13 protein-coding genes and 2 pseudogenes are annotated in these 24,520 nt (G+C 61.8%); 5 read left to right on the forward strand and 10 right to left on the reverse strand.

Annotated elements, in window-relative coordinates:
- Positions 1-41: 41 nt before the first annotated feature.
- Positions 42-1,103 carry a branched-chain amino acid ABC transporter substrate-binding protein gene (locus tag OKW37_RS26290; RefSeq protein WP_429510059.1) on the reverse strand — a complete coding sequence of 354 codons (1,062 nt, stop codon included), beginning with the start codon at positions 1,101-1,103 and terminating at the stop codon, positions 42-44.
- On the opposite strand from OKW37_RS26290, the gene OKW37_RS26295 reads away from it, so the two are divergent.
- Entirely contained in the window at positions 1,018-1,323 is a 306-nt protein-coding gene (locus tag OKW37_RS26295) for a hypothetical protein (protein WP_429510068.1), read from the forward strand. The two genes, OKW37_RS26290 and OKW37_RS26295, sit on opposite strands and share 86 nt — an antisense overlap.
- Positions 1,324-1,467: 144 nt before the next feature.
- Here the strand turns inward: OKW37_RS26295 and purU are convergent, their stop codons facing one another.
- The 7 genes from purU to OKW37_RS26330 form a co-directional block, all read right to left on the reverse strand.
- On the reverse strand, positions 1,468-2,394 hold the full coding sequence (gene purU, locus OKW37_RS26300) for a formyltetrahydrofolate deformylase (protein WP_429402664.1): 927 nt from the start codon (positions 2,392-2,394) through the stop codon (positions 1,468-1,470).
- A gap of 83 nt (positions 2,395-2,477) precedes the next feature.
- On the reverse strand, positions 2,478-3,770 hold the full coding sequence (glyA, locus tag OKW37_RS26305) for a serine hydroxymethyltransferase (protein WP_429404292.1): 1,293 nt from the start codon (positions 3,768-3,770) through the stop codon (positions 2,478-2,480).
- 89 nt (positions 3,771-3,859) lie between these two features.
- Positions 3,860-4,465, reverse strand: coding sequence for a sarcosine oxidase subunit gamma family protein (locus tag OKW37_RS26310; protein WP_429402665.1), 606 nt, complete (start codon positions 4,463-4,465; stop codon positions 3,860-3,862).
- A complete protein-coding gene (locus OKW37_RS26315) occupies positions 4,462-7,410 on the reverse strand; it encodes a 2Fe-2S iron-sulfur cluster-binding protein (protein WP_429402666.1) in 2,949 nt (982 codons plus the stop codon). The genes OKW37_RS26310 and OKW37_RS26315 overlap by 4 nt, the downstream gene beginning before the upstream one ends.
- Positions 7,407-7,700 (reverse strand): sarcosine oxidase subunit delta, encoded by a 294-nt coding sequence (locus OKW37_RS26320; protein ID WP_429402667.1) that lies wholly within the window; start codon positions 7,698-7,700, stop codon positions 7,407-7,409. The genes OKW37_RS26315 and OKW37_RS26320 overlap by 4 nt, the downstream gene beginning before the upstream one ends.
- A gap of 12 nt (positions 7,701-7,712) precedes the next feature.
- A complete protein-coding gene (locus tag OKW37_RS26325) occupies positions 7,713-8,969 on the reverse strand; it encodes a sarcosine oxidase subunit beta family protein (protein ID WP_429510061.1) in 1,257 nt (418 codons plus the stop codon).
- A gap of 518 nt (positions 8,970-9,487) precedes the next feature.
- Positions 9,488-10,624, reverse strand: coding sequence for a mandelate racemase/muconate lactonizing enzyme family protein (locus tag OKW37_RS26330; protein ID WP_429402668.1), 1,137 nt, complete (start codon positions 10,622-10,624; stop codon positions 9,488-9,490).
- Positions 10,625-10,900: 276 nt separating this feature from the next.
- Between OKW37_RS26330 and OKW37_RS26335 the strand changes: the two genes are divergently transcribed.
- Entirely contained in the window at positions 10,901-11,926 is a 1,026-nt protein-coding gene (locus OKW37_RS26335; RefSeq protein WP_429402669.1) for a GlxA family transcriptional regulator, read from the forward strand.
- Positions 11,927-12,246: 320 nt separating this feature from the next.
- On the opposite strand, the gene OKW37_RS26340 is transcribed toward OKW37_RS26335, so the two are convergent.
- Positions 12,247-13,926 carry an ABC-F family ATP-binding cassette domain-containing protein gene (locus OKW37_RS26340; protein WP_429402670.1) on the reverse strand — a complete coding sequence of 560 codons (1,680 nt, stop codon included), beginning with the start codon at positions 13,924-13,926 and terminating at the stop codon, positions 12,247-12,249.
- A 264-nt stretch (positions 13,927-14,190) separates the two neighbouring features.
- Positions 14,191-14,804 (reverse strand): annotated as a pseudogene (locus OKW37_RS26345) (tyrosine-type recombinase/integrase).
- Positions 14,805-15,303: 499 nt separating this feature from the next.
- Here OKW37_RS26345 and OKW37_RS26350 point away from each other — a divergent pair.
- The 3 genes and pseudogenes from OKW37_RS26350 to OKW37_RS26360 all read left to right on the forward strand — a co-directional run bounded on the left by OKW37_RS26350 (position 15,304) and on the right by OKW37_RS26360 (position 24,515).
- Entirely contained in the window at positions 15,304-16,296 is a 993-nt protein-coding gene (locus tag OKW37_RS26350; protein WP_090812378.1) for an IS5 family transposase, read from the forward strand.
- A 260-nt stretch (positions 16,297-16,556) separates the two neighbouring features.
- Positions 16,557-17,177 (forward strand): annotated as a pseudogene (locus tag OKW37_RS26355) (YadA family autotransporter adhesin); the annotation flags it as partial.
- 912 nt (positions 17,178-18,089) lie between these two features.
- Entirely contained in the window at positions 18,090-24,515 is a 6,426-nt protein-coding gene (locus OKW37_RS26360; RefSeq protein WP_429402671.1) for an ESPR-type extended signal peptide-containing protein, read from the forward strand.
- The last annotated feature ends 5 nt before the right edge of the window (positions 24,516-24,520 follow it).

Raw genomic sequence — 24,520 nt, forward strand, 5'->3', positions numbered from 1 at the left:
CAATATTGCGGATGCTGACCGTGGCGGCATTGAAGAGCCGATCAGTTTCCACTCACGGTCTTGACGGGCTGCCATTTACCGTCTTTGACCTGATACAACGTCGACATCGGACTCTTCTGGTCGCCATTCGAATCGAATGCAATCTTGCCCGTGATGCCCTCGTAGTCCGTGCTCCGAATCGCCGGCACAAATGCCGCGGGCTTTGCTGACCCGGCCTTCTTCATCGCGTCTATCGCCAGCCATGTGGCGTCGTAGGCAAAGGGTGAGTAAGTCAGGTTTTCGGTGCCAAACTTGTGCTTGTATTTGTCGGCAAACTCGGTACCACGCGGGAGTTCGTTAAGCGGACGCCCGTATTCCCAAGCCAGCGCGCCTTCTGCTGAAGGGCCGGCTACTTGAGTGAATACCGTGTCCGCGACGGCTCCCCCGCCGAGGAATTGCGCACGCATGCCGAGCATCTTCATCTGCTTGATGACCAGACCGGCTTGATTGTCCAGACCACCGAAATACACCAGGTCGGCATTCGAGGACTTCATATGTGTCAGTTGTGCACGGAAGTCGACAGCCTTGTCATTCGTGTATTGCTGATCAACGATCTGGCCCCCGGCGGCCTTCACGGCCTTGATGAATTCCTCGGCTTCGCCTTGCCCGAACGCGGTTCGGTCATCCATGACGGCAATGCGCTCTGCCTTGGTGACAGTAACGGCATAGTTACCCGCGATGCCGGCGTTCTGGGCGTCGGTCGGAATCATGCGGAAAATCGTCTTCATCCCTCGCCGCGTGATTTCGGGATTGGTCGCCGAAGCCAGCATCATTGGAATGCCGGCCGCCGTGAATGCAGATGACGTGGGCAGGCACACCCCGGAATTCAAGGGGCCGATTACGACAGCGACGCCATCGTCAACCAGTTTCTGTGCAACCTGCACCCCGATGCGGGGATCACCCTGATCGTCGACCGAGTCAAGTTCGAATTGAACCGGCTGGCCACCCACCGTCAAATGCTGCGCGTTGGCCTCGTCGATGGCCAAACGCACTCCATTCTCAGTGTCTTTGCCAAGCGCGGCGGTTCCGCCCGTGAGCGGCGCCGACATCCCGATCTTTACCACCTGTACCGCGTTCGCTATCCCGGGCGCGACTACAAATGAAGCCGCCGCTACACCCATTGAAAGCACTACTAAGCAAGCGTTCCTTTTCAACATGGCCAATCTCCTGATCGCGCTCGGAAAATACAGTTTTGAATACAAACGGAACAGAACTCTCCAGATGGATCCTTTACCCGGTTGCCACCTGGAGTTGCAACAACGTCACCGCTACACGCCGATTTGAAGTCTGATTACCTCATCATGCGAAAGGGCCTGCCTCCCCTGGCCATCTTCGATTTCGCGCCGCACGTCAACGACCGACAAGCCCCCCGCCGGTAGACTTCGAGCAGTTCAACGCCACTGCTAAATGACTTCATCCGATCACCGATCATCTGAAGACGATTGTTCGCGTTCCACTGAGAAAGACCTTCTTCTCAATGTGGTAGCGCACAGCTTTTGCCAAGGCCAGGCACTCCAGGTCCCGGCCGACAGCCGCGAGCTCGTTCGCGCTGTATACATGATCGACACGTTCAATGGCCTGCTCGATGATCGGACCTTCATCGAGGTCTGGCGTGACATAGTGAGCCGTCGCGCCGATATATTTAACGCCCCGATCGTAAGCTTGCCGGTAGGGCAAGGCGCCCTTGAAGCTCGGCAGCAGTGAGTGATGGATGTTGATCGCACGCCCAGTGAGCTTTTCGCAAAGATCGTTCGAGACAACCTGCATATACCGGGCGAGTATGATCAGCTCGCTGGACGTTTGCTCGACAATTTCCAACAACTCTGCTTCTCGCTCCGGTTTTGTTTCCGGGGTGACCGGGAGAACATGGAACGGAATACCGTGCCGCTCCGCCGCGGGGCGAAGTGTGTCGTGGTTCGATACGATCGCGCGGATGTCCATCCGAAGATCGCCGGTGCGGACACGGTAAAGGAGATCCTCGAGGCAGTGGTCTGCCTTCGAGACCATGATCAGCACGCGCGGGCGATATTCCTGCCTCTCGATACTCCACCGCATTGCGAACCGCTTCGCAGTCTGCTCGAACGCTTCGCGAAGCGAGTGCAGGGTCTGCGGCGTCTCGCCTCGTGCACGAAAGGCTATACGTGAAGAGTACCGGTCCGCATCCAGGTCGTCGTACTGCGACATTTCCGTGATGTCACAGCAGCGTTCGGTGAGAAAGCTGCCAATCGCCCCGACGATGCCGAGTGCGCCGCGACTCGTGACTGTCAGAACGTACCGATCCGAACCTGCCGCGCCACGACTGCCGGCTTCGGCGATCGGCGCATGCACCGCGATACCTGCGTCAACAACGGACATCTGAAAATCTCCAATTCATGCTTCTCAACGGTGGACGGCTCCGACCTGTTTCGTTGAGCCGCGCGTGGCAAGACAAGCACGATCTACGGCTGACGGCGCTCGTAGATTGGGAAGCGCTCGCAGAGCTGCTTCACTTCTGCGCGTACCTTGGCGGCCACAGCAGACGCGTCTGAGCTCTCGGTGTCGGTTGCCACGGATTTGAGCACCTCGACGATCAGGTCGCCGATCCGTTCAAATTCCGCAACACCGAATCCACGCGTCGTTCCCGCGGCGGTGCCCAGCCGGATTCCGGAAGTGACCGCCGGCCGCTCCGGGTCGAAAGGAATGCCGTTCTTGTTGCACGTCAGGCCCGCACGTTCGAGGGCCAATTCCGCATCCTTGCCGGTCACCCCCAGCCGGCGCAGATCGACGAGGACGATATGGCTGTCGGTGCCGCCCGAAACGATCGTGGCGCCGTGCTGCGCGAGCCGTGCAGCCAGCGCCTTGGCGTTCGCCACCACCGACTCGGCGTACGTGCGGAAAGCGGGCACCAGGGCTTCACCGAAAGCGACCGCCTTGGCAGCGATCACATGCATCAATGGACCACCTTGCAGTCCCGGGAAAACCGCTGAATTGATCTTCTTCGCGAGCGCTTCGTCGTTGGTGAGAATCAAGCCTCCGCGCGGTCCGCGAAGCGTCTTGTGGGTCGTCGACGTCACGATGTGCGCGTGCGGGAACGGGGACGGATAGACGCCCGCCACGATGAGGCCGGCGTAGTGAGCGGCATCGACGAGCAGATGAGCCCCCACGGCATCGGCAATGGCACGGAACCGCGCGAAGTCGATGGTGCGTGGATAACTGGAGCCGCCGGCGATGATCATCTTGGGGCGATGCTCATGGGCGAGGCGCTCCACCTCCTCATAATCGATCAGCGCATTTTCCTGGCGAACGCCATAGCCGACCGCCTTGAACCACTTCCCGGAAAGGGTGGGCGGGGCACCGTGCGTGAGGTGACCGCCCGCGGACAGCGACATGCCGAGAATGGTGTCGCCCGGCTGCAGCAGCGCGAACATGACTGCGCTGTTCGCCTGCGCCCCCGAGTGGGCCTGGACATTGGCGTATTCACAGCCGAACAACCGTTTGGCCCGTTGAATCGCAATGTCTTCAACGACGTCGACGTGCTCGCAACCGCCGTAGTAGCGGCGACCGGGGTAGCCCTCGGCATACTTGTTGGTCAGAACGGAGCCCTGCGCCGCAAGCACGGCCGCCGAGACGATGTTCTCGGAGGCGATCAGCTCGATCTGGTCCTGTTGACGGCCGAGTTCGTCCTTGATTGCGGCGAACACATCCCCGTCCGCAGCGGTCGATTCGCTGATCGCTGCTTGCAGCTCTTCCAAGTTATTCAACATCGCTGTTTCCCTGATCGGATTGAATCGAAGCAATAAGCCAAACCAAAGGCACACCTGAGCGCGTACCCGTGCCAATTTCAGTTCACGCGGCCTGCTATTCCTCGTTCGCGAGCCGCCGAATCGCGCAGAAATCCTGTGAAGTACGCCGAGCGACTGCGCTCGACGCCGAGCGTCCACCGTGCGTCACGATTTCGGACGACCACGACCGGAATACCTGCGAGCAGCGTTCGTTTCGCGTGGCCCGTCTTCAGGCCCGCTATCTCGAGCGAAAGGAACCCGGCCGAGGTCAACAGCGTATGCGCCTCCTTGCCGCCAATTTCCAGCCAGCACAGATAGTCGGAGAACGCCGATGCGTGGACGCGCTTATCGGGAAACGCCGCGTTGATGCGCGCAATGAGCCCGAACTCCTCGGAAACCGGACAAGGGATCAACCACGACCTCGGCGTGAGCCACACGACCGCGCCTGGCCCATTCCCACTCGGGAGGGCGGCGCTCACCGGCACCTCGAATCCCAAGCTGTCGGCGATGGACGACACCACCTCCTTGGTATCGACGGCGCTATTGAGAAGGATGCAGCCGATATCCGAGCGTTCGGTCAGCGTGACGAACGCTCGATCGAAGTCCGGTAGTGGCTTCGACGAATCAAACGGCGAGCCGAATGCCGATTCAGGCCTGAGATTCACGCTTGCAACCTCTCATTGCTCGGGTCATAAAAAGTCGGATCGCCGATCTGGCAACGAATGATTTCGCCGTCGCAGTAGACCGACACCGTCTCTCCGTCGCGCTGAGAGCCTTGCTCGATGAGAGCGAGGCCAATCGAGCGGCCTACGGACGGGCTGACGCAGGCGGACGTAACGTAACCGACGGTCGGGCACGGAACGGACTCGTGGCCCTTCGCCATCACGCGTCCACCGACGCTAAGCGTGCCGTTGAGCGCCGTGAGCCCGACCTGCTGCTCACGCTCCTTGCTGGTCGCAAAGGAAAGTCCGAGAGAGCGCTTGCCGATGAAATCGCCTTTTCGTTTGGAAACGATCGGACCCATGCCCACGTCAAGCGGCGTGGTCCGACCGTTGGTATCGGAACCCAGGTGCAAATACCCCTTCTCGAGACGCAGGCGCAGCCACGCTTCCATGCCGACCGGACGGATCGACAGCGGCTTTCCCTGTTCCAGGATGACGCGCAGCAGCGCGGACGCGTATCGCGCTTGCACCGAAATCTCGTACTGCAGCTCGCCGGTGTAGCTGATCCTCGCCACCCGTGCCGCCACGCCGCAAATGCTTCCCTCACGAAAATCCATGTGCGGAAACGCTTCATGCGAGATGTCGAAATCTGGTTCGAGCTGGCTCAGGAGCTCACGGGCAAGCGGGCCGGCGATCGCAATCGATGCCCAGTTCGACGTGACCGGCGATATGGCGACCCGCATGTTCGGCCACTCGGTCTGACGCCAGCGTTCAAACCAGGCAGCGACCGCCTCGGCGTTGCCGGACGAGGGGCCGGCAAGGAAATGATTCTCGCCGATGCAAGTGACCACGCCGTCGTCAAAAATCACGCCGTCTTCGCGGAGCATGACCGAGTACCGAATTCGGCCCGGCTTCAGCGTCGCGATATTGGACACGTAGAACTTCGCAAGGAACTCCCCCGCGTCCGGACCTGTCACCTCGATTTTCCCTAGCGACGAACCATCGAATACCCCGGCGTGGTTTCGCACGGCCGCCATCTCGGCCGCCACCGCATTCTCGCGATCGTTGCCGTTGCTCTGGTACCAGTCCGGACGTTCCCAGCCGAAATCCTCCATGACGCCGCGAAGTTCGCGATGAACCGCGTCCGCGGGCAAGTAGCGACGTGGCTGATAGCGATCGCCCGTCCGGGCGTTGGCGATCGTGCCCATCCGCACAGCTGTATAGGGAGGACGGAACGTGGTCGTTCCAACCGCACCGATCTCGCGTCCCGTCAGGCCCGCCATCACTGCCAGGCCGTTCACGTTGGAGGTGCGGCCCTGATCGGTGCCCATACCAAGCGTGGTGTAGCGCTTGAGGTGTTCGACCGATACGTAGTTTTCCCGAGCCGCGATCTCGACATCCGACACCTTGACATCGTTCTGGAGGTCGATCCACGTCTTGCTGGCCGATCCGTAGCCGGGCTTCCACATCGGGGCGACCGTTCCATAGCTGCGTGCCGCGACATGAGCACGCGCCGCCCGGGCCTTGACGTTCCGCTGCGCAGCGATCGCCGTGCCGGCCTTCAGCGCTTCGTCGATGGAATCATCGAGATCGACCGTTCCGTTGGCGCCTCCGACAATGAACCATCCGGGCGGCGCTTCGCGACAAACAAACGTGCTGACGTCGTAGTCATACGACGGCTTCACGCCGCGGTGCGCGGCCAGATGGATCAACGGCGTCCATCCGCCGGAAACCGCCAAGCCGTCGCAGCTCACCCCACGTCGTTCTCCCTTGTGATTGCGCACGGTGATTCCGCTCAAGCGTCGATACCCCGAGGTCTTCTCGATCTGGCTTTCGAAGAAGCACGGAATCTTGTGTGTCCGCGCTTCCTCGGCATGCACGGCTTCGCCTACCTTGCGGGTGTCGATAATGGCGACCACCTTGACACCCGCTCGCTGTGCTTCGAGGGCCGTCAGGTAGCCGCTGTCGTTGTTCGTGTACACAGCTAATGCTTTGGCCGGGCTCACGGCAAACTCGCCCATCAGCCGACGGACGGCGGAGGACAGCATGATGCCGGGACGATCGTTTCCCTCGAACAGCATGGGGCGATCGACCATGCCGCTCGCCAAGATGACATGCTGGGCGTTCAGCTTCCAATGGCACTCGCCCCGAACACCCCGGGCATCGCCGATCGATTGCGTGAGCGTAAAAACATTGCTCTCGTACGCGCCGGTGACGGTCGTCGACGACAAGACCGTGAAATTCGGGCGCGAGCTCGCCTCCTCCAGGATCTTCGCAGTCCACGCGCGAGCCGGCTGACCACCGATCTGTGCAGCCTCCCACAGCGCCGACCCGCCAGGCACCGGTTGATCGTCAACGACGAACACGTTCAATCCCGAATCGAGAAGGGCATTGGCTGCCGCCAGGCCGACCGGACCACCGCCGATGATCAGGACATCGCATGAAGCGTGTCTGTGCTGCACATGATGACGATCCGGTGTGGCGTCGGGGCGGCCGAAGCCCGTTGTCCGGCGAACGGCGGGCTCGAAGACTTTCCAGTCGGGCCACTTGAAGGTCTTGTAGTAAAAGCCGGCGACAAGAAACGCGGACCCGAGTTGAGCGATTGCGCCGACGTCGAAATTCGTCGAAGGCCAACCTGTCAACGATTCGGCCTGCATCCCATCCACGAGCCGGATCTGTCCGGCCCGAAGTGCCGGGTAGTACGCATAGCCGTCACGGACGGCCAGCATGGAGTTGGGGTCCTCGAGACCGACGCCATAAAAGCCGCGCGGCCGATGATATTTGAAGCTACGGCCGATCAGGCTTACGCCATTGGCCATCAGGGCGGACGCGAGCGTGTCGCCCGGGTGCCCCTTCATCGTCTTGCCGTTGAACGTGAACTGAAGCGTACGAGAACGATCGACGCCGCCGCCGCAGCTCAAACGATGGCCCTGAAATGACTGGCTCATCGTGCGGGCTCCTCAATATCGCCCGTGGCGTGGTCAAAACGAAAGACGGCACCTAGCTTGTGCGTGACCGTGTCGCGCTCAACCTTGAACCACTGTCCGCATCCGGCCGCGCAGCACCATTGCTCCACCAACGAACCTTTCGGGTTCGTGCGCATGAACAGATAGTCGGTCCATTGCTCGTCGGTCATCGAGTCCGGGTCGAGCGGACGAGCAATGTCGGCCTCTCCCCCATAGACCAGCTCCTCTTCGGAGCGAAGCTCGCTGCAGTAAGGGCATCGAATAATGATCATGTCTTTCTACCGTCAATGTGCGATTCCGGCAGCGGCGCCTTCGTCAACCAGGCGATTGCTGCGGAAGCGGTCCAAGCCGAACTTTTCTGCGAGCGGGTGCGTTCGTCCGGTGCCAAGGGAATGCGCGAGCAACAGGCCGCCCGCCGGGATTGCCTTGAAGCCGCCGGTTCCCCAGCCGCAGTTGATGAACATGTTCTCTACCGGCGTCGGTCCGAGGATTGGCGAGCTGTCAGGCACGATGTCGACAATCCCGGCCCAGTGGCGCATCAGTCGCAGCTGCGCAAAGATCGGGAACATCTCAACGGCCGCGGTGACTACTTTCTCGATCGTCGGAAAGTTCCCCCGCTGCGCGTAGGAGTGGTACAAGTCCAGAACCCCACCCATCACGAGCTCGCCCTTCTGCGTCTGATTGATGTAGACGCCGGTGCCAGGTGAAATCACTACGTGATCGAGCAACGGTTTGATGGGTTCGGAGACCATGGCCTGCAGTGGCCGGCTGGTCACCGGGAGGCGGAAGCCCGCCAGGCTGGCGACGACGCTTGAGTGCCCGGCGACCGCCATGCCGACTCTGTCGCAGGAAATGCGGCCTTGCGTCGTGACGATCTCTGTGATCTTTCCACCCGTCTTGACGAATTCCTTCACCTCGCAGTTCTGGATGATGTCCACCCCGAGTCGATCCGCGGCGCGCGCATAGCCCCAAGCGACCGCGTCGTGACGGATGGTGCCCCCGCGCCGCTGCAGAAAAGCGCCGAGAACGGGGTGCCGCGGATTGGCGTCCATGTTCATGTGGGGCATCATTTCCTTGACGACCGCCCGATCGATGATCTCCCCATCGACGCCATTGCAACGCAGCCAGTTAGCCTTGTGATGGGCCGACTCCATTTGATGCTGGTTGTGGATGAGCGTCACCCATCCCCGCTGCGAAAGCATGATGTTGAAGTTCACATCCTTGGACAGACCTTCATACAGCCGGAGTGCAAGGTCATAGAGCGCGGCGCTTTCCGGAAACATATAGTCCGACCGGACATTCGTGGTGTTTCGTCCGGTGTTGCCGCCGCCGATCCAACCCTTCTCGATAACGGCTACGTTCGTGACGCCATGCTCTTTGGCGAGGTAGTACGCGGTGGCAAGGCCATGCCCGCCCCCGCCGATGATCACCACGTCGTAGTGACGCTTCGGAGCAGGCGAGCGCCATGCGGCCTGCCAGTTTTTGTGGCCCGTCAGCGCTCCGGTCACCAAGGTCGAAAGAGAGTAGTTTTTCCAGTCCATCTGGCTTTCCCTGCAATGAACCACGCCACTCAGGCGTGCTTGAACAGACCCAAATTCGAAATCGTTGGACGGCATGAGCGCGGTGCGCTGCACAGTCACCCGTCTGTTGCCGAGATGGGGCTCGCTCGGCTTCACGACGATCCTCACTTCACCGCCCATCTGCGTGAACCCGCTGGATCATGTGTTCGAGACGAACGCGCACGACACCTTCGCACTGGGACAAGCGCGTCCGGATGCTCCTGGCTTCCCGCTCACCGATTCCCGTCAACACGATGCGTTGATGCACAAGGTCTTCGTCTCGCGTGGCCTGCAAAGTCTTCAGTGCATGGTCGTAACCAGCCAGACACGAGAACATGCGCGAGAGCAGCGAAAACTGGGCGCGACATACTACGTGCAGGGTGTGCACGATTCGAGATCCCGGAAAGAATCCTTCGATCGAATCGCATACCGTTTCGGTATCCTTATTGCAGGTTTCCATGAAAACTTGCCGCGCGCTTACACAGAGATAAAAAGGTTGTTTAGAGCCGCTGGGTGGCTTGCGAGAAAGCTTGCTTGCTGCGCTCCACGGCGGCCCAGTCGATCTCGAAACCCAGGCCCGGTGCTTTCAGAACGGGAAGACTTCCGTTCTTCGGCGTGAGATCCGGTGAGGAGACCAGATCCCATTCGAGGAAACGTGTCATATGCTGATTCGCGTCGTCCAGATTCGGAATCGTCGCGGCAATCTGGTTCGACGCAGCCGTGGTGATTCCCGTCTCGTAGAGACCGTGGAGGCAGACGTTGATCCCCGCAGCTTCGGCAATGTGGGCGACCTTCGACATCCGGGTCAGTCCACCCGTTTCATGAAGTCCGACGACAATCATGTCTGCGGCCTGTTGCCGGCATACGTCGAAGGCGTCGAAAGGCGTGAACACCGACTGGTCCGCCGAGATCGGGATCGGACTGGTTCGCTGCACCTGAGCGAGAGCGGAAATACTCTCGCAGTGAGTCGGCTGTTCAATGACCTCCACATCGAGCGGCAGCAGTTTGCGAGCCATGCGGGCCAGTTGAACAGGCGTCCAGTGTTCGTTCGGATCGACCCTCATGCGGATGTCGGGGCCGATCGCATCCCGGACGGCTTTCGCGGTGTCCAGGTCCAGCGAATCGCCGCGCCCGACCTTGAAGTAGATCACGTCGAAGCCGTCTTCAACCAGGTGTGTCGCGTCAGCCGCGACGTCCCGAGCGGACTCGCCTTGGGCGAATCCGAAGTAGTGGATCTCGTCCCGCACGGCGCCGCCAAGAAGCGCGTGCACGGGCTGTCCCGTAGCCTTTCCCATGACGTCCCACAACGCCATTTCCAGTCCCGCCAGGACCTGCGCTGCGAAACGGGGCGAACTGCAAGTGCCGAGCCCCTGGAACAGACGCTGATAAGCGTCTGCCATGAGGCGCGCATTGGCGAACGGATTGTGTCCGATGCACGTTTTTGCGGCCTCCTGGATGTATGCGGCGATGGACGTCGGCGACGGCGATCCGATGGACTCGCCGTAACCCACCACGCCTTCGTCGGTGTGTACTTCGACGAGGACGACAGTCGCGCCATTGATTACACCTTGCGCCCAGTAGTAAGGGCGCGTGTATGGAACGAGCAGTGGTGTGGTTTTGACGTCGATGATCTTCAAGGTTATCTCCACATCGCATTTCGTGAGCACTGCGCGGGTCGATCCCTGCAGTGCTGGTGTCAATTCGCTAGCTCAGGCCCGAACCAGACGCGCACCCCGCCGCGAAATTGGAAACGGCATGCGGAAGAGTGTTGACATGTTAGAGCGAATGCTATCTAGCCGATAATGGGTTAGTATTGAACGAATCGGACGTCTCGTTGAATATTTCAGACTTTCCGTGTTTTCCCCTAGTGGGTTCTCGATCCGCTTTCCTCCGCAATTTGAGAACAGACCACCATGAGCCGATACGAGGCATTAGCAACCAAGCCCCCGGAATTGCACGGTATCGAACCGAGTATCCGCGCAGCTTTCGTTCTCTGCCCGAAGTTCACGCTTCTGCCTTATGCAGCGTTTGTAGACAGCCTGCGTCACGCAGCAGACGAAGCGGACTACAGCAGACAGATTTACTGTAAGTGGAAGATCGTCGCTGAAGACCGCAAAACGCCTATCGCGGCAAGTTGCGGCTCGTTGGTCATGCCCGACGAAGAGTTCGGAGACGCGAGCGATCTGAATTTCGTTGTCGTCGTCGGCGGATTGTTGCCGGCGTGTCTCGAGTTGAGCGAAGCGGCGAGGAGCTTCATTCGGGGCGCCTACGAGTCAGGCGTCGCGATCGTGGGGCTGTGTACGGGGAGCTTCATCCTGGCAGACATGGGACTGCTGGCGGGGCGACGCTGTACCGTTCACCACGAACATCAAACCGCATTCCGAGCGCTCTTTCCCGACGTGGAGTCGGTTTCGGACGAAATGTACGTCAGTGATCGTGGAATCTTGACATGCCCAGGCGGCACTTCGGCCCTCGATTTGGCGTTTCATCTCATCGACACGCATTGCGGAAAGGCACGGGCCGTGAAAGGCCTTACGTCACTTCTCATCGAGCAGCATCGGTCTACGTCGCGCTTTCCCCATCGGCCGTACGGGCAGCTGGCAGCATGCGGAAATCGAAAGGTCCAGGCTGCGGTTGAGATCATGGAGCGCCACATCGCGACTCCGTATCCCATTAGCGTATTGGCCAATAAGGTGGGCTGCAGCGAGCGTGAACTCTGCCGTCTCTTTATGAAATATGGGAGCGATAGCCCTGGAGACACGTGGCGCAATATCAGGCTCGCGCACGGCCATTGGCTCCTGCTCAATTCGGATCGCGGTATCGCGCAAATTGCCAACGAATGCGGATTTTCAGACGCAGCTCACTTCACCCGGTGGTTCAAGTCGACGTTCAAGGAAACGCCCGACGCTTTCAGGCGCCGTCGTCGGATTATCAAGTAGCCCGCGCGAAGGCGAAGATGCAGCGATAACTCCTCTATGCGGAACTAGCACTCGTGGCTTGAGCAAACAGTCGTTTCCGCGAATCGATGGACAACCTGGCCGTCTGGATCGGCCGATGAAGCAATGTTCGTCTCGACGAATCGAATGGCCGTTTGCTGAGTGAACCCGACGTCCGAACGTCCGAACCATGACGTGGGCGAATGGCGCTTCATGGCCGATATCTTGCATTGGAGCGCGCTTGTCCGCACGAATGCTGAAGACGTTGGCGAACGTCCGCGCGGCGCCCGCCATGCAACGCGCGCCACCCGCCAAGAGATAACTCAGGCGATGACCTTCTGCTCTGCGGCAGCCTGCTCGCGCATGCGACGGGCTTCGTCGCGCAGGAACTGCTGGTAATCGTCCAGATCCCCGTCGAAGGGCTCGACGCCGCCCTTGGTGACCAGCCAGAACTCATCACATACCGCGCGCAGCAGGGCCCGGTCGTGACTGACCAGCATCACCGTGCCTTCGAATTCGTTGAGCGCCATGGCTAGCGCTTCGCGTGTGGCCAGGTCGAGGTGGTTGGTGGGCTCATCGAGTAGCAGAAGGTTGGGACGCTGCCACACGATCATGCACAACACGAGCCGCGCCTTTTCGCCGCCGCTCATCGTGCCAACCGCCTGATGGACCATGTCGCCACTGAAGTTGAAGGTGCCGAGGAAGGTGCGAAGCGATTGTTCGGTTCCACTCTGGCCGGGGGCGCGCATTTGAACCGGCGTGTCCCTGGCAAGGCGGATCATGTGTTCCATCGGCGTGTCGAGCGGGCGCAGCACGTCGAGTTCCTGCTGGGCGAAGTAGCCGATGTTCAGGCCTTTGCCTTCGCTGATTTCGCCGGTAATCGGCGTAAGCGCGTGCGCCACCGTCTTCACCAGCGTGGACTTCCCTTGGCCGTTGGCACCGAGAATGCCGATGCGCTGCCCGGCCAGCACGGAACGGTTGATGCCCCGCACGATGACCGTGGGCGGCGTGCCCGGCAGTGCGCCGGTCGGCGCGGGGTAGCCGAAGGTCGCGTCCAGCATCGACAACAGCGGGTTCGGGACATTGAGCGGCTCCTTGAACTCGAAAGTGAACTCCGCATCGGCAAGCACCGGTGCGATCTTCTCCATGCGCTCAAGCGCCTTGACCCGGCTCTGCGCCTGTTTCGCCTTCGACGCCTTGGCCTTGAAGCGGTCGATGAATTTCTGCAGATGGGCGATCTTGTCCGCCTGCCGGGCCACCGCGGCTTGCTGCAACAGGAGCTGCTCTGCGCGCATCTCTTCAAACTTGCTGTAGTTGCCGCCATAACGCACGAGCTTGGCGTTGTCGACGTGCACCGTCACCTGCGTCACCGCGTCGAGGAATTCGCGGTCGTGGCTGATCACGACCAGGGTTCCTTGATAGCGCTTGAGCCAGGCTTCCAGCCAGACCAGCGCGTCGAGGTCGAGATGGTTGGTCGGCTCGTCGAGCAGCAGCAGGTCGGATGGGCACATGAGGGCGCGCGCCAGTTGCAGTCGCATGCGCCAGCCGCCGGAGAAGCTGTTGACCGGCTGGCCAAGCTGCGCAGCACTGAAGCCAAGTCCCAGGATCAGCGCCTGGGCACGTGCGGGGGCATCGTGTGCACCGGCGTCGTGCAGGGCCATATAGGCGTGGGCCATGCGCATGCCGTCGTCGCTGACCTCAGCGGCAGCTACTTCGGCCTGCGCGGCCAGCAGTATGGCGTCACCCTCGATGACGAAGTCCGTCGCGCTCTGCTCGGTCTCCGGCATCTCCTGCGCGACCTGGCCCATCTTCCACGAAGCGGGAATCGAGAACTCGCCGCCGTCTTCGTGCAGCGTGCCGTTGAGAAGGCCAAAGAAAGACGACTTACCGGCGCCATTGCGGCCGACAAGGCCAATCTTTTCGCCGGGGGTGAAGGTGACGAACGCGCTATCGAGTACGACATTGACGCCGCGGCGCAGCGTGACATTACGGACGGAAATCATAAGGAGCTACTTCGGAGAGGATAGGCATGATAGCCGACCGGACGTACAAGGCGGTCTCTTTCCTGGCCGAACGAGTGAAGAGCCGCTTGCGCTTTGCGGCGCCCACCGGCAACAAAGCGAGGTAGACCATGGTGCACCGGGCGTTCCAGCTACGGAGCCAGCGAACTTGGCGGTGGATGACGGATCTTGGTCGAAAAGCGCAGTTTAGCCGTGGCGCAAGCGCGGCTGGCGGCCAGCAACCTGTCGCGCAGCCACGTCCCGATGTTAGATTTCAGTTTGCTCAGATATTTCGAGGGCATCGTCGACCTCAATCCCGAGATATCGAACAGTGCTTCCAATTTGCTGTGACCAAGCAGGAGTTGAACGGCTCTAAGATTCTTCGTCCGCTTGTAGATCAAGGTGGCCTTCGTCCGGCGCATCGTGTGCGTGCCGTAAGCGGTCGGATCAAGACCGATTGCAGCGACCCACTGATGAACCATCCTGGCGTATTGTCGCGTTGAAATGTGCGGCGAGCGAGAAAGCCGACTCGGGAATAGGTACTGATCGGACCTCAGCTTGGCTTTCTCAATCCATGCAGCAACGGCAGTGCGAGCTGGCTCCGTGACCTCAAACTGCACGGGCCGTTTAGTCTTGCTCTGCATGATCATCGCACGCGGCAGTATCTGATTGCCGTGAGTCACGTCGCGGACATGCAGGTTGACGAGATCGCAACCGCGCAGCTTACTGTCGATCGCAAGATTGAATAACGCAAGATCGCGAACCGCATGCGCGTTCTGCAGGTGAATCCGGATTGCCCAGACGTCTTTTGGCTTCAACGGCGGCTTCTGACCGATCAGCTTGGCCTTGTTCCAAGGCTCCCGGTTTTGAATGCTTCCCATGACAAACTCCCCTTGAGTTGATGGGAAATATATTGTCTGCCGTTATTTTTCCGCCACACCGGTTCCATCCGGTCTTCTTACCCGAATCGGCCTGAGCCGTCATTCGAGCATCGGTGCCGGTCAGACGGGTATGGGGCGCTTTCCTGTCATTCACTGGTCGGTGGTCGCGAATGACTCGTCCCGCGGAAAGTGAACGAGTACTTGCGACCCTGAACCGCCCTTCAGGCATGGAGTAAATCAACGGCAGCTTCCGGGACGCAACGGCCGTTAGGCTAGGCACCCGGTACGACGAGTCATCGGCCGTTTCTGCCGTTGGGAAAGTGCGTTTGGCGGTCCGTTCTTGTCTAGGGAGCGGACGATGTCACAAAAACACTGCAACTTGGCCGTTTTAATATGACATGTACGCCGCTAGGGAAGCGCTGATTTATTCAGCTCGGTGGTCATCGTTGGCGTAGCTGAGGACGTTATAGAAGGCAACTCACGGAACAGACTCACACTGATGAAGAGGCAGATCGGCTTCGCCGAAGCGGAAATTGCAGGCAAGAAGCGAGTGACGAGGCGCCAACGCTTCCTCGCCGAGATGGAGAAGGTCGTTCCGTGGCAGCGCTTGCTGTCGGCAATCGAGCCGCACTATCCGAAGGGCACGCGAGGCCGCCCGCCGATTGGCCTGGAGCGAATGCTGCGAATCTACTTCCTGCAACAGTGGTACGGGCTGTCGGACGAAGGACTGGAAGACGCGCTGTATGACAGCATCGCGCTGCGAGCCTTCGCCGGCATCGATCTGGCAGTTGAGAACGTGCCTGATGCGACCACGCTGTTGAAATTCCGGCGCCTGCTGATCGAACACGAACTGACACGGAAGTTGTTCGACGAGATTGGCATCTCGCTGTGCGAGCGTGGGCTGATGATGAAGGAAGGCACGCTGGTTGACGCAACGATCATTGAAGCGCCGCCGTCGACCAAGAACGCCGGGAAGAGTCGTGACCCGGAAATGCATCAGACGAAGAAGGGAAACGAATGGCACTTTGGAATGAAAGCCCACATTGGCGTCGATGCCGATTCGGGCCTGATCCACAGTGTGGTTGGCACATCGGCCAACGTGTCGGATGTATCGCAAGCGCATGCCCTGCTGCACGGACATGAAGAGCAGGCGTTCGCCGACGCGGGCTACATTGGCGTAGACAAGCGCGAGGAAATGGCGGGCAAGACCGTGAAGTGGCACGTCGCTGCCAAGCGGGGAAAGATCAAGGCGATGCAGGACGGGGCGCTGAAGAACCTGGTAATCGCGGTCGAGCGAACCAAGGCGCAGATCCGGTCGCGGGTTGAGCATCCATTCCATATCGTCAAGAACCTGTTTCACCATCGCAAGACGCGATACAAGGGCTTGGCCAAGAACACCGCGCAACTGTTCAGCCTGTTCGCTCTTGCGAATCTGGTGATTGCGCGAAATCTGTCGCGATCGGTCCATGGGAGCAATCCGTCATGCGTATAAAAAATGCGAGCAGGGAGCCTCGTTTGCGCGTCCAATTCACCGAGTTGAGCATCGATTCGCTTCGTCATCCGGAAAATTCGACGGCATCTCGTCTGCAACTTGGGCAGTTGGTCCATTGATCAGCGCTTCCCTAGCTGGTTCAGCTACTCCGCTCCTGAAACAGTGCCACTATGCGCTGCGCGAGCGGAGATAGATAGGTAAGCACCGGTGCGAAAGACCACACCAATACGTCGGCGCAAGTCGAGTTCATCCGTGCCGATACCGCAGTAGGTAAAAATTTGGTGGTGTCGGTACCGAACGGAACCGCTGTGGGCAACGGTTCGAACGTTTCGGGTCAGGATGGTACGGCAATCGGCACGAACTCGACGGTCACGGCTGCACGCGCAACCGCCATCGGCACGAATTCCAAAGTCACAGGCACGGATTCGACCGCCATCGGCACCAATAGCCAGGCCACCGCGAATAATGCGGTTGCCCTGGGTGCAAATTCAGTCGCGGACCGGGACAACACGGTTTCGGTCGGTGCGCCGGGTGCTGAGCGTCAGATTACCAACGTCGCAGACGGTACGGCTCCGACTGATGCAGTCAACGTGCGACAGCTGAATGGTGCGATCCACAGCGTTCGCGACGACATGTAGAAATACCGCCGTGACGCGAACGCCGGTTCGGCGTGCGCAATCGGCATGGCGAACTTGCCGCAAGCTGTGTTGCCTGGCAAGACGGTTGTAGCACTCGCAGCGGGCAACTACGCCGGACAGTCCGCGATGGCTGTGGGTCTGTCGGTAGCGACGCAAGAGTGGATGGTCAAAGGCTCGGTCACGACGGGCGTTTCCGGTCACGGTTGCGTCGGCGCGGGCGCGGGCGTCGGCTACCGCTGGTAAGTAACCTGGCTGTGTCGCGCTACTGCCGCCGTTGTGCGGCGGCAGCGGGCAGGCGAACGGATTCCTATTCTCTCTACATTAACTGTCCTGCATTTTTAGTGTGGGTTGCTACACGAAATGGAGTTTAAAAAATAGAGAAAAAATTACAGATTTCCTTAGGGATCAGGAAATCCTGACTCCCCTTCTGAGTGGCAATAAGGTGAATAGAACCTGATTGTTGAATCCCGCAATAGCCGGATTTCGCCAAAGGCTTTTTGTAGACAAATGAAAAGACCTATGAGAAAGTTCCCGCGGGCACTGATCTTTCTTTTTGTTACATGACTCAAATAAAAGGGCGCCCCCGCATTCCATGCGGATAGCGTGGCGGCCTTCGTCTCACATAGTGCTCAAGATGTTGCGAGAAAGAGAAACGGTGCGTGTAGCGGGCGCGAGACTAGTTGCCATGCCACGAACCAAGGAAACGTTGCAACAGGCTACTGGGGGCAGTAACGATGAGTATCTCAGTCGGAACAGAGTCGGGCGCTGCCTCGGCGAGGAAATCATATCAATCTGACCGGCGATTGGCGCTCCGCCACGCGATCGCCTTTCCTCTGCGTCTGCCCTTCGGACCTTCATAACCCAGACATTCGTCAAACGTCTCAGCGGCCACCTCGCCGAAAACTGGCTATCTGACCGATCCTCATTCTTTACTTAGACATGCGAATCGCATCGCAGGTGTAGGTATTCGCTCGCGCTCAGGATTCGTGATTCGCTGAGACTGAGAGCGGTTCGCACCCGGTCCAACGCTGAAGCACCTCGTGCCGCAACGGGACGGTTTAAAAGACATAAATAGGCATCCTGAATAAATTGGGATGCATGCACACGCTCGCGTTTTGTGAATTTCGAATTTCAATTACCTCGTGAGGCAACGACATGAACAAAGCATATCGGACCATCTGGAACAAGGCGCTGGGCGCCTTCGTGGCCGCGTCGGAGCTGGACGCGTCGCGCGGCAAGGGAAAGTCGGGAGCGGCTGCTTCCATATGCGACGCACGCTGCGACGAGCAGGGTGCTGCGGCGTCGCATGGTTCGGGATCGCGTGTCGTCACCGTGCTGTTGCTAATGGGTTTCGGGGGATGGGCCGCGCAGGCGCAAGCGCAGGTGAGCTGTTCGGCGGCGCCCTACAACTTCTATAGTGGCAGCACCACGTGCGTGGGCTTTCAGTCCACAGCCTCTGGCGGCGGAACCACCGCGGTGGGTTATGGCGCCAGCAGCACGGGCATTAATGCCTTGTCCTTCGGCTTTCAGGCCATTGCCAACGGTGTCAACACCATTTACGTGGGCGCGCGCACCGCTGCCGGTACTGGAGCGACCGCACAGGCGGCGATTGGCATCGGTACGGATGTCACCGCCAGCGGAGCGTCGGCTATCGGGATTGGCCTTGACGCTGTCTCGAGCGGCAATCGGTCGACTGCTGTCGGCCCATTGGCTGAGGCGACGGGGACCAACGGCGTCGCAATGGGCGCCAGTTCGAGCGCTTCCGCGTCGGGCGCGGTGGCGATCGGCGGCGGAGCCGTCGGCTCCCAGACCAACGGTATAGCCGTTGGCTCGGGAGCCAGCGCCACCGGTGCAAACGCCCTTTATCTGGGCGCGCGCACCGCGGCGGGCACCGGTTCGACCGGAACGGCCTCCATCGCCATCGGCACTGATGTCACCTCGACGGCCGATTATGCTGCGGCGATTGGCTTCCAGGCCGTGGCAAGCGGACCCGCAGCCGTCGGAGTGGGTTATATCGCCGCGGCCTCCGGGACGCATGCTGTCGCTGTCGGCTTCCAGTCCATCGCCAGCGGACTCAACGCCGTTTATCTCGGACCGCGTTCTGTCGCTGGCACGGGCGCGACGGCTGCGGGTGCGATTGGCGTCGGCACGGACGTGACTGCGTCCGGTCCCTCTTCACTCGCCGCCGGCACAGTGTCCAAAGCGACGGCACAGAATGCCGTGGCTTTGGGAGCGGGCGCCGCCGCCTCGGGGCTCAACGCTCTCGGAATGATGAACGGCTCGCAAGCCACTGGTGCTAATTCGATAGCGTTGGGGTCATCCGATACCGTCGCGGAAGGCGGCGCGTCTGCCCCGGCGACGGTGGCAGGCGCCGCGGCGTCGGGCATTCGCGCCATTGCGATCGGCTCCGGCGCGAGCTCGGCGGGTTCCTCGTCCATCGCAATAGGCGATTCGGCGCTGACGGGCGCCAGCACAGATGCCCTCGCCATGGGTACCTCCGCAACGGCAAACGCGGCTAATGCTTCCGCCATCGGCAATGCGGCAAGAGCGCTCGCCGCCTCCACGGTTGCGATCGGCGACGGCAGCACCGTCGCCGCGGCAGCCGGCGCGGGTTCGTTCGCCGGCGGCCATAACTCCCAGGTACTCGGCGGGACGGGCGCAGTAGCGCTCGGTCAGGCGCAGACCGCCAGCGGCAACGGCGCGGTCGCGATTGGCGATCCCAATACCGCGACTGGCAATGGTGCGGTCGCCGTGGGCGCGAACAACACCGCCACGGGCGATGGCGCGGTAGCGCAGGGCAACGGCAATACCGCCAATGGCCAGGGCGCGGTCGCACTAGGCAACGCGAGCAATGCGAACGGCGCGAGCGCGCTGGCATTCGGCGATTCGGCGGTGGCCAACCAGACCCATGCGATCGCGCTGGGTGCCGGCGCGTCCGCCAGCAACGCGAATGACGTCGCGCTGGGTGCGGGCAGCACAACCGCAGCGCCCCACACGGGCACTACGGCGCTATACGGCGGCACGGCGGCCGGCATCGCGAGCGCGGCCAATGGCGTGGTGTCGGTGGGCTCCGCTGGGAAGGAGCGGCAACTGCAGAACGTGGCAGCCGGCGTGATTTCGGCCGCCAGCACCGACGCCATCAACGGCTCGCAGCTGAATACGGTTGTCGCCGGTATCAATAATCTCGGCGCGTCGACAGCGGGCACCCTGGGCGGCGGCGCCAGCTATAGCGCGGCGACCGGCAATCTCACCGGCTTTAGCCAGCCGGTCAACACCGTTAGCACTACCGGGGCGGTAAGCGGACCCACCGCGCAGACGACGGTTGCCGGTGCCTTGACCGCGCTGAATACGAATATCGACAACACGGCCAACATTGCGGTCAAGTACGACGCGGCGGGCGGAACGAAGATCACGCTCGGTGCGACCGGCGGGGCGGGAGCCGGATCTCCGGTGACCATCACCAACATGGCGCCGGCTGCACTGAACGCGACAAGCACGGACGCGGTGAATGGATCCCAGCTGTTCGCCACCAACCAGCAGGTGGCGACCAATACCACAGCGATTGCCAACATCAACAATGGCGGCGGGATCAAATATTTCCATACCAATTCGGTATTGGCTGACAGTGTTCCTACCGGCACCGATGCGATCGCGGTGGGACCGGTCGCCAATGCGTACGGTAACGATTCAATCGCCCAAGGCCTGAATGCGGTGGCCGGCGTAAACGGCGCACCGACCACCGCTAACGACATAGCGTTGGGCAACGGTGCTCAAGCCACGGGTGGCGATTCGATCGCTCAGGGCACCGGTGCCATCGCGAACACGGCCGGCGCCATTGCGATCGGCCAGACGGCAACTGCCACCGGCGGCAAGGCGGTGTCGATCGGCGTGGGCAATACCGCGAGCGGTAACGGCGCGGTCGCTATCGGCGATCCGAACTCGGCGATCGGGACCGGCGCGATAACCATGGGCGCGAACAATACGTCCAACGGGCAGGGCGCGGTGGCGCTCGGCAATGCGAATGCAGCGACCGGCCAGGGCGCCGTCGCGCTGGGCAACGCATCGCAAGCGAACAATGCCGGTTCTGTCGCGTTCGGCGACGCCGCAACGGTGTCGGCCGCAGCGACGCAAGGCGTTGCGATCGGCTCCGGCGCCACGGTCACCAACGCCGGCGCGGTGGCCCTGGGTGCGGGAAGCACGACTGCCGCCGCGGTGGGGACGCCAGGCGCGACGATCAATGGGACCGCGTACACGTTTGCCGGCACCACGCCGGCGAGCGCGGTCAGCGTCGGCAAAGTGGGCGCCGAACGCACCGTGACGAATGTTGCCGCGGGCCGGTTGAGCTCGACCAGTACCGACGCCGTGAACGGCTCGCAGTTGTACGCGACCGATCAGGCCGTCGACGCGCTGTCCACGACGGTAACCGCCAACAAGACGCACTACTACAGCGTCAACGACGGCGGCTCACAGGGTGCCAACTACGCCGACGACGGCGCCACCGGTGTGAACGCGCTGGCTGCGGGTGTCGGCGCCCTGGCTTCGGGGGTAAGTAGTACGGCGCTGGGCAACGGTGCCCAGGCGCTGGCGAACAACGCACTGGCATTCGGACTGCAGGCGAGTGCCTCGATCGTCGGCGGCGTGGCGATCGGGTCGGGATCGGTTTCAGATCGCACGGTTCTGCCCGCGGCGGGATCGATCGCCAACGGCTCCCACGCGATTCCGTTCAATACGTCCGATGAGACCTTGCTGGGTGCGGTATCCGTCGGCAGTAGCACGGCCTACCGTCAGTTGACCAATGTGGCCGACGGCACGCAGGCACAAGACGCAGTCACCGTCAGGCAACTGGCGGGCGCATTGTCGTCGTTTTCGGTGACGGGCACGAACTATTTCCACGCGAATTCGACGGCGGCCGATTCGCTGGCCGTGGGCGCGGAGTCAATCGCGGTCGGACCGACGACCGTCGTCAACGGCGACAGCGGCGTCGGTGTCGGCAACGGGGCGGTGGTCGATGCAACGGCGCCGGGCGGTGTCGCGATCGGCCAGCAATCGCATTCGGCCGCGGCCGACGCAATGGCGCTTGGCAGCGGCGCGGTCGCGAGCGGCGCGCAATCGATTGCGCAGGGCGCCAACGCGAGTGCCGCGAACCAGGGCGGCGTGGCAGTCGGCTCCGGCGCGCAAAGCAGCGCAACCGACGCCGTAGCGCTTGGTGCCGGAGCCAGCTCGACGTTCGCCAATAGCGTGGCGCTGGGCAGCGGTTCAACAACAGCCGCGGCGGTGGCCACGCCGGGTGTCACCATCAACGGGACGGCCTACACCTACGCGGGTACGGCTCCGACCAGCACGGTCAGCGTGGGCAGCGCGGGTCACGAGCGCACGGTGACCAACGTGGCGGCCGGGCAGGTGAACGCAGCGAGCACCGACGCGGTGAACGGTTCGCAACTGTACGCAACCGATCAGGCAGTCAGCAGTCTGTCCGCGACGGTAACGGCCAACAAGACGCATTACTACAGCGTCAACGACAACGGTACACAGGGTGCCAACTACGCCGACGACGGCGCCACCGGTATCAATGCGGTGGCGGCCGGCGTAGCTGCCACGGCGGGCGGCGCCAACAGCACGGCGCTGGGGCAGGGCGCGGTCGCGAATAACGCCAATGCGGTCGCGCTCGGCAGCGGCTCGATCACGGCCGCGGCGGTGGCAACGACCGGCGCCACGATCAATGGCACGGCCTACACGTACGCCGGTACTGCTCCGACCAGCACGGTCAGCGTGGGTAGCGCGGGTCACGAGCGCACGGTGACCAACGTGGCGGCCGGGCAGGTGAACGCGACGAGTACCGATGCCGTGAACGGTTCGCAGCTTTATGCGACGGATCAGGCGGTCGACAACCTCGCCGGGGTAGTGACGGCCAGCAAGACGCACTACTACAGCGTCAACGACGGCGGCACGCAAGGCGGCAACTACAACAACGACGGCGCCACCGGCGTCAATGCGCTGGCGGCGGGCGTGGGGGCAACGGCCGCCGGCGTGAGCAGCTTTGCCGGCGGCAACGGCGCTGCCGCGCAGGCGGACAACGCGCTTGCGCTGGGTGCCCTGTCGAGCGCAACGGTGGCCGGCGGAGTCGCGATCGGCTCGGGATCCGTGTCCAATCGCGCGGTCCTGTCCGGGAGCGGTTCAATTGCGAATGGCACCCATGCGATTCCTTTCAACACGTCGGATCAGACCTTGCTTGGCGCAGTGTCTTTCGGCAGCGCGGCCGGCAACACCTATCGCCAGTTGACCAACGTCGCGGACGGCACGCAGGCACAGGATGCGGTCACCATCAGGCAGCTTGCGGGCGCGCTATCGTCGTTCGCCGTTACCGGACAGATGTACTTTCACGCGAATTCGACGGCGGCGGATTCGCTCGCGGTCGGCGCGCAGTCGATTGCGGTCGGACCGACGACAGTGGTCAACGGTGATAACGGCGTGGGCATCGGCAACGGCGCCATCGTCGATTCGACGGCACCGGGCGGCGTCGCGATCGGTGAAAGTTCGAATGCGGCACAGGCCGACGCGATTGCGCTCGGCAGCGGCGCCATCGCCAGTGGTGCCCAGTCGATCGCACAAGGGGCGAACGCAAAGGCTGCGAATGCAGGCGGCATTGCTATCGGTTCGGGGGCGCAAAGCAGCGCCATCGATGCGGTCGCGATGGGCTCAGGCGCGAGCGCGTCGATGGCAAACAGCGTTGCGCTAGGCGCGGGTTCGGTGACCACGGTTGGCGCGTTGAGCAACTACATCGCATACGGGTTGAGCAGTCCGCAGTCGTCCGCGGGTGAGGTCAATATCGGTAATCGGCAGATCACCGGCGTGGCAGCCGGCAAGGCCGGAACCGACGCGGTGAACGTCTCGCAACTGGACGCGGTGTCAACCCAGTTGACCACGCTGATCAACCAACGGACCACGAACAGCGGCGGCAGCTTCTCGTCCTCGCCCGGCACGCCGACGCCACCGGCGTCCACGGGATCGAATTCGTCGGCGGGCGGGCAAGGCGCATCGGCATCCGGGTCGAATAGCACGGCGGTCGGCAACAGTTCGCAAGCCAGCGCGACGGGCGCGACCGCCGTGGGGGTCGGCGCGGCCGCGAGCGGGAATAACTCGGTGGCGCTGGGGGCCGGTAGCACGGACGGAGGCCGCAGCAACGTGGTATCCGTCGGCTCGCTTGCCGACACGCGGCAGGTGGCGAATGTGGCTGCGGGAACCCAGGGGACGGACGCAGTCAACGTGGACCAGCTCAATGCCGGGCTCGCGCAGGCCAATGCCTATACCGATCAACGGGTGGATCAGCTGCAATCGGGCATCAACTCCGTCGCGCGCAATGCCTATTCCGGCATCGCCGCAGCGACCGCATTGACGATGATTCCAGAGGTCGACAAGGACAAGACCTTGTCATTTGGCATCGGCACGGCGGGCTTCCGTGGCTATCAGGCCGTGGCGTTGGGCGGAACCGCTCGTCTCACTGAGAACATCAAGATGAAAGCAGGCGTCGGCATGAGCCCCGGCGGCACCACCTTCGGGATGGGCGCGGCCATGCAATGGTAGGGCGC

The organism is Paraburkholderia sp. MM5482-R2 (assembly GCF_050436125.1).
Classification (GTDB): domain Bacteria; phylum Pseudomonadota; class Gammaproteobacteria; order Burkholderiales; family Burkholderiaceae; genus Paraburkholderia; species Paraburkholderia tuberum.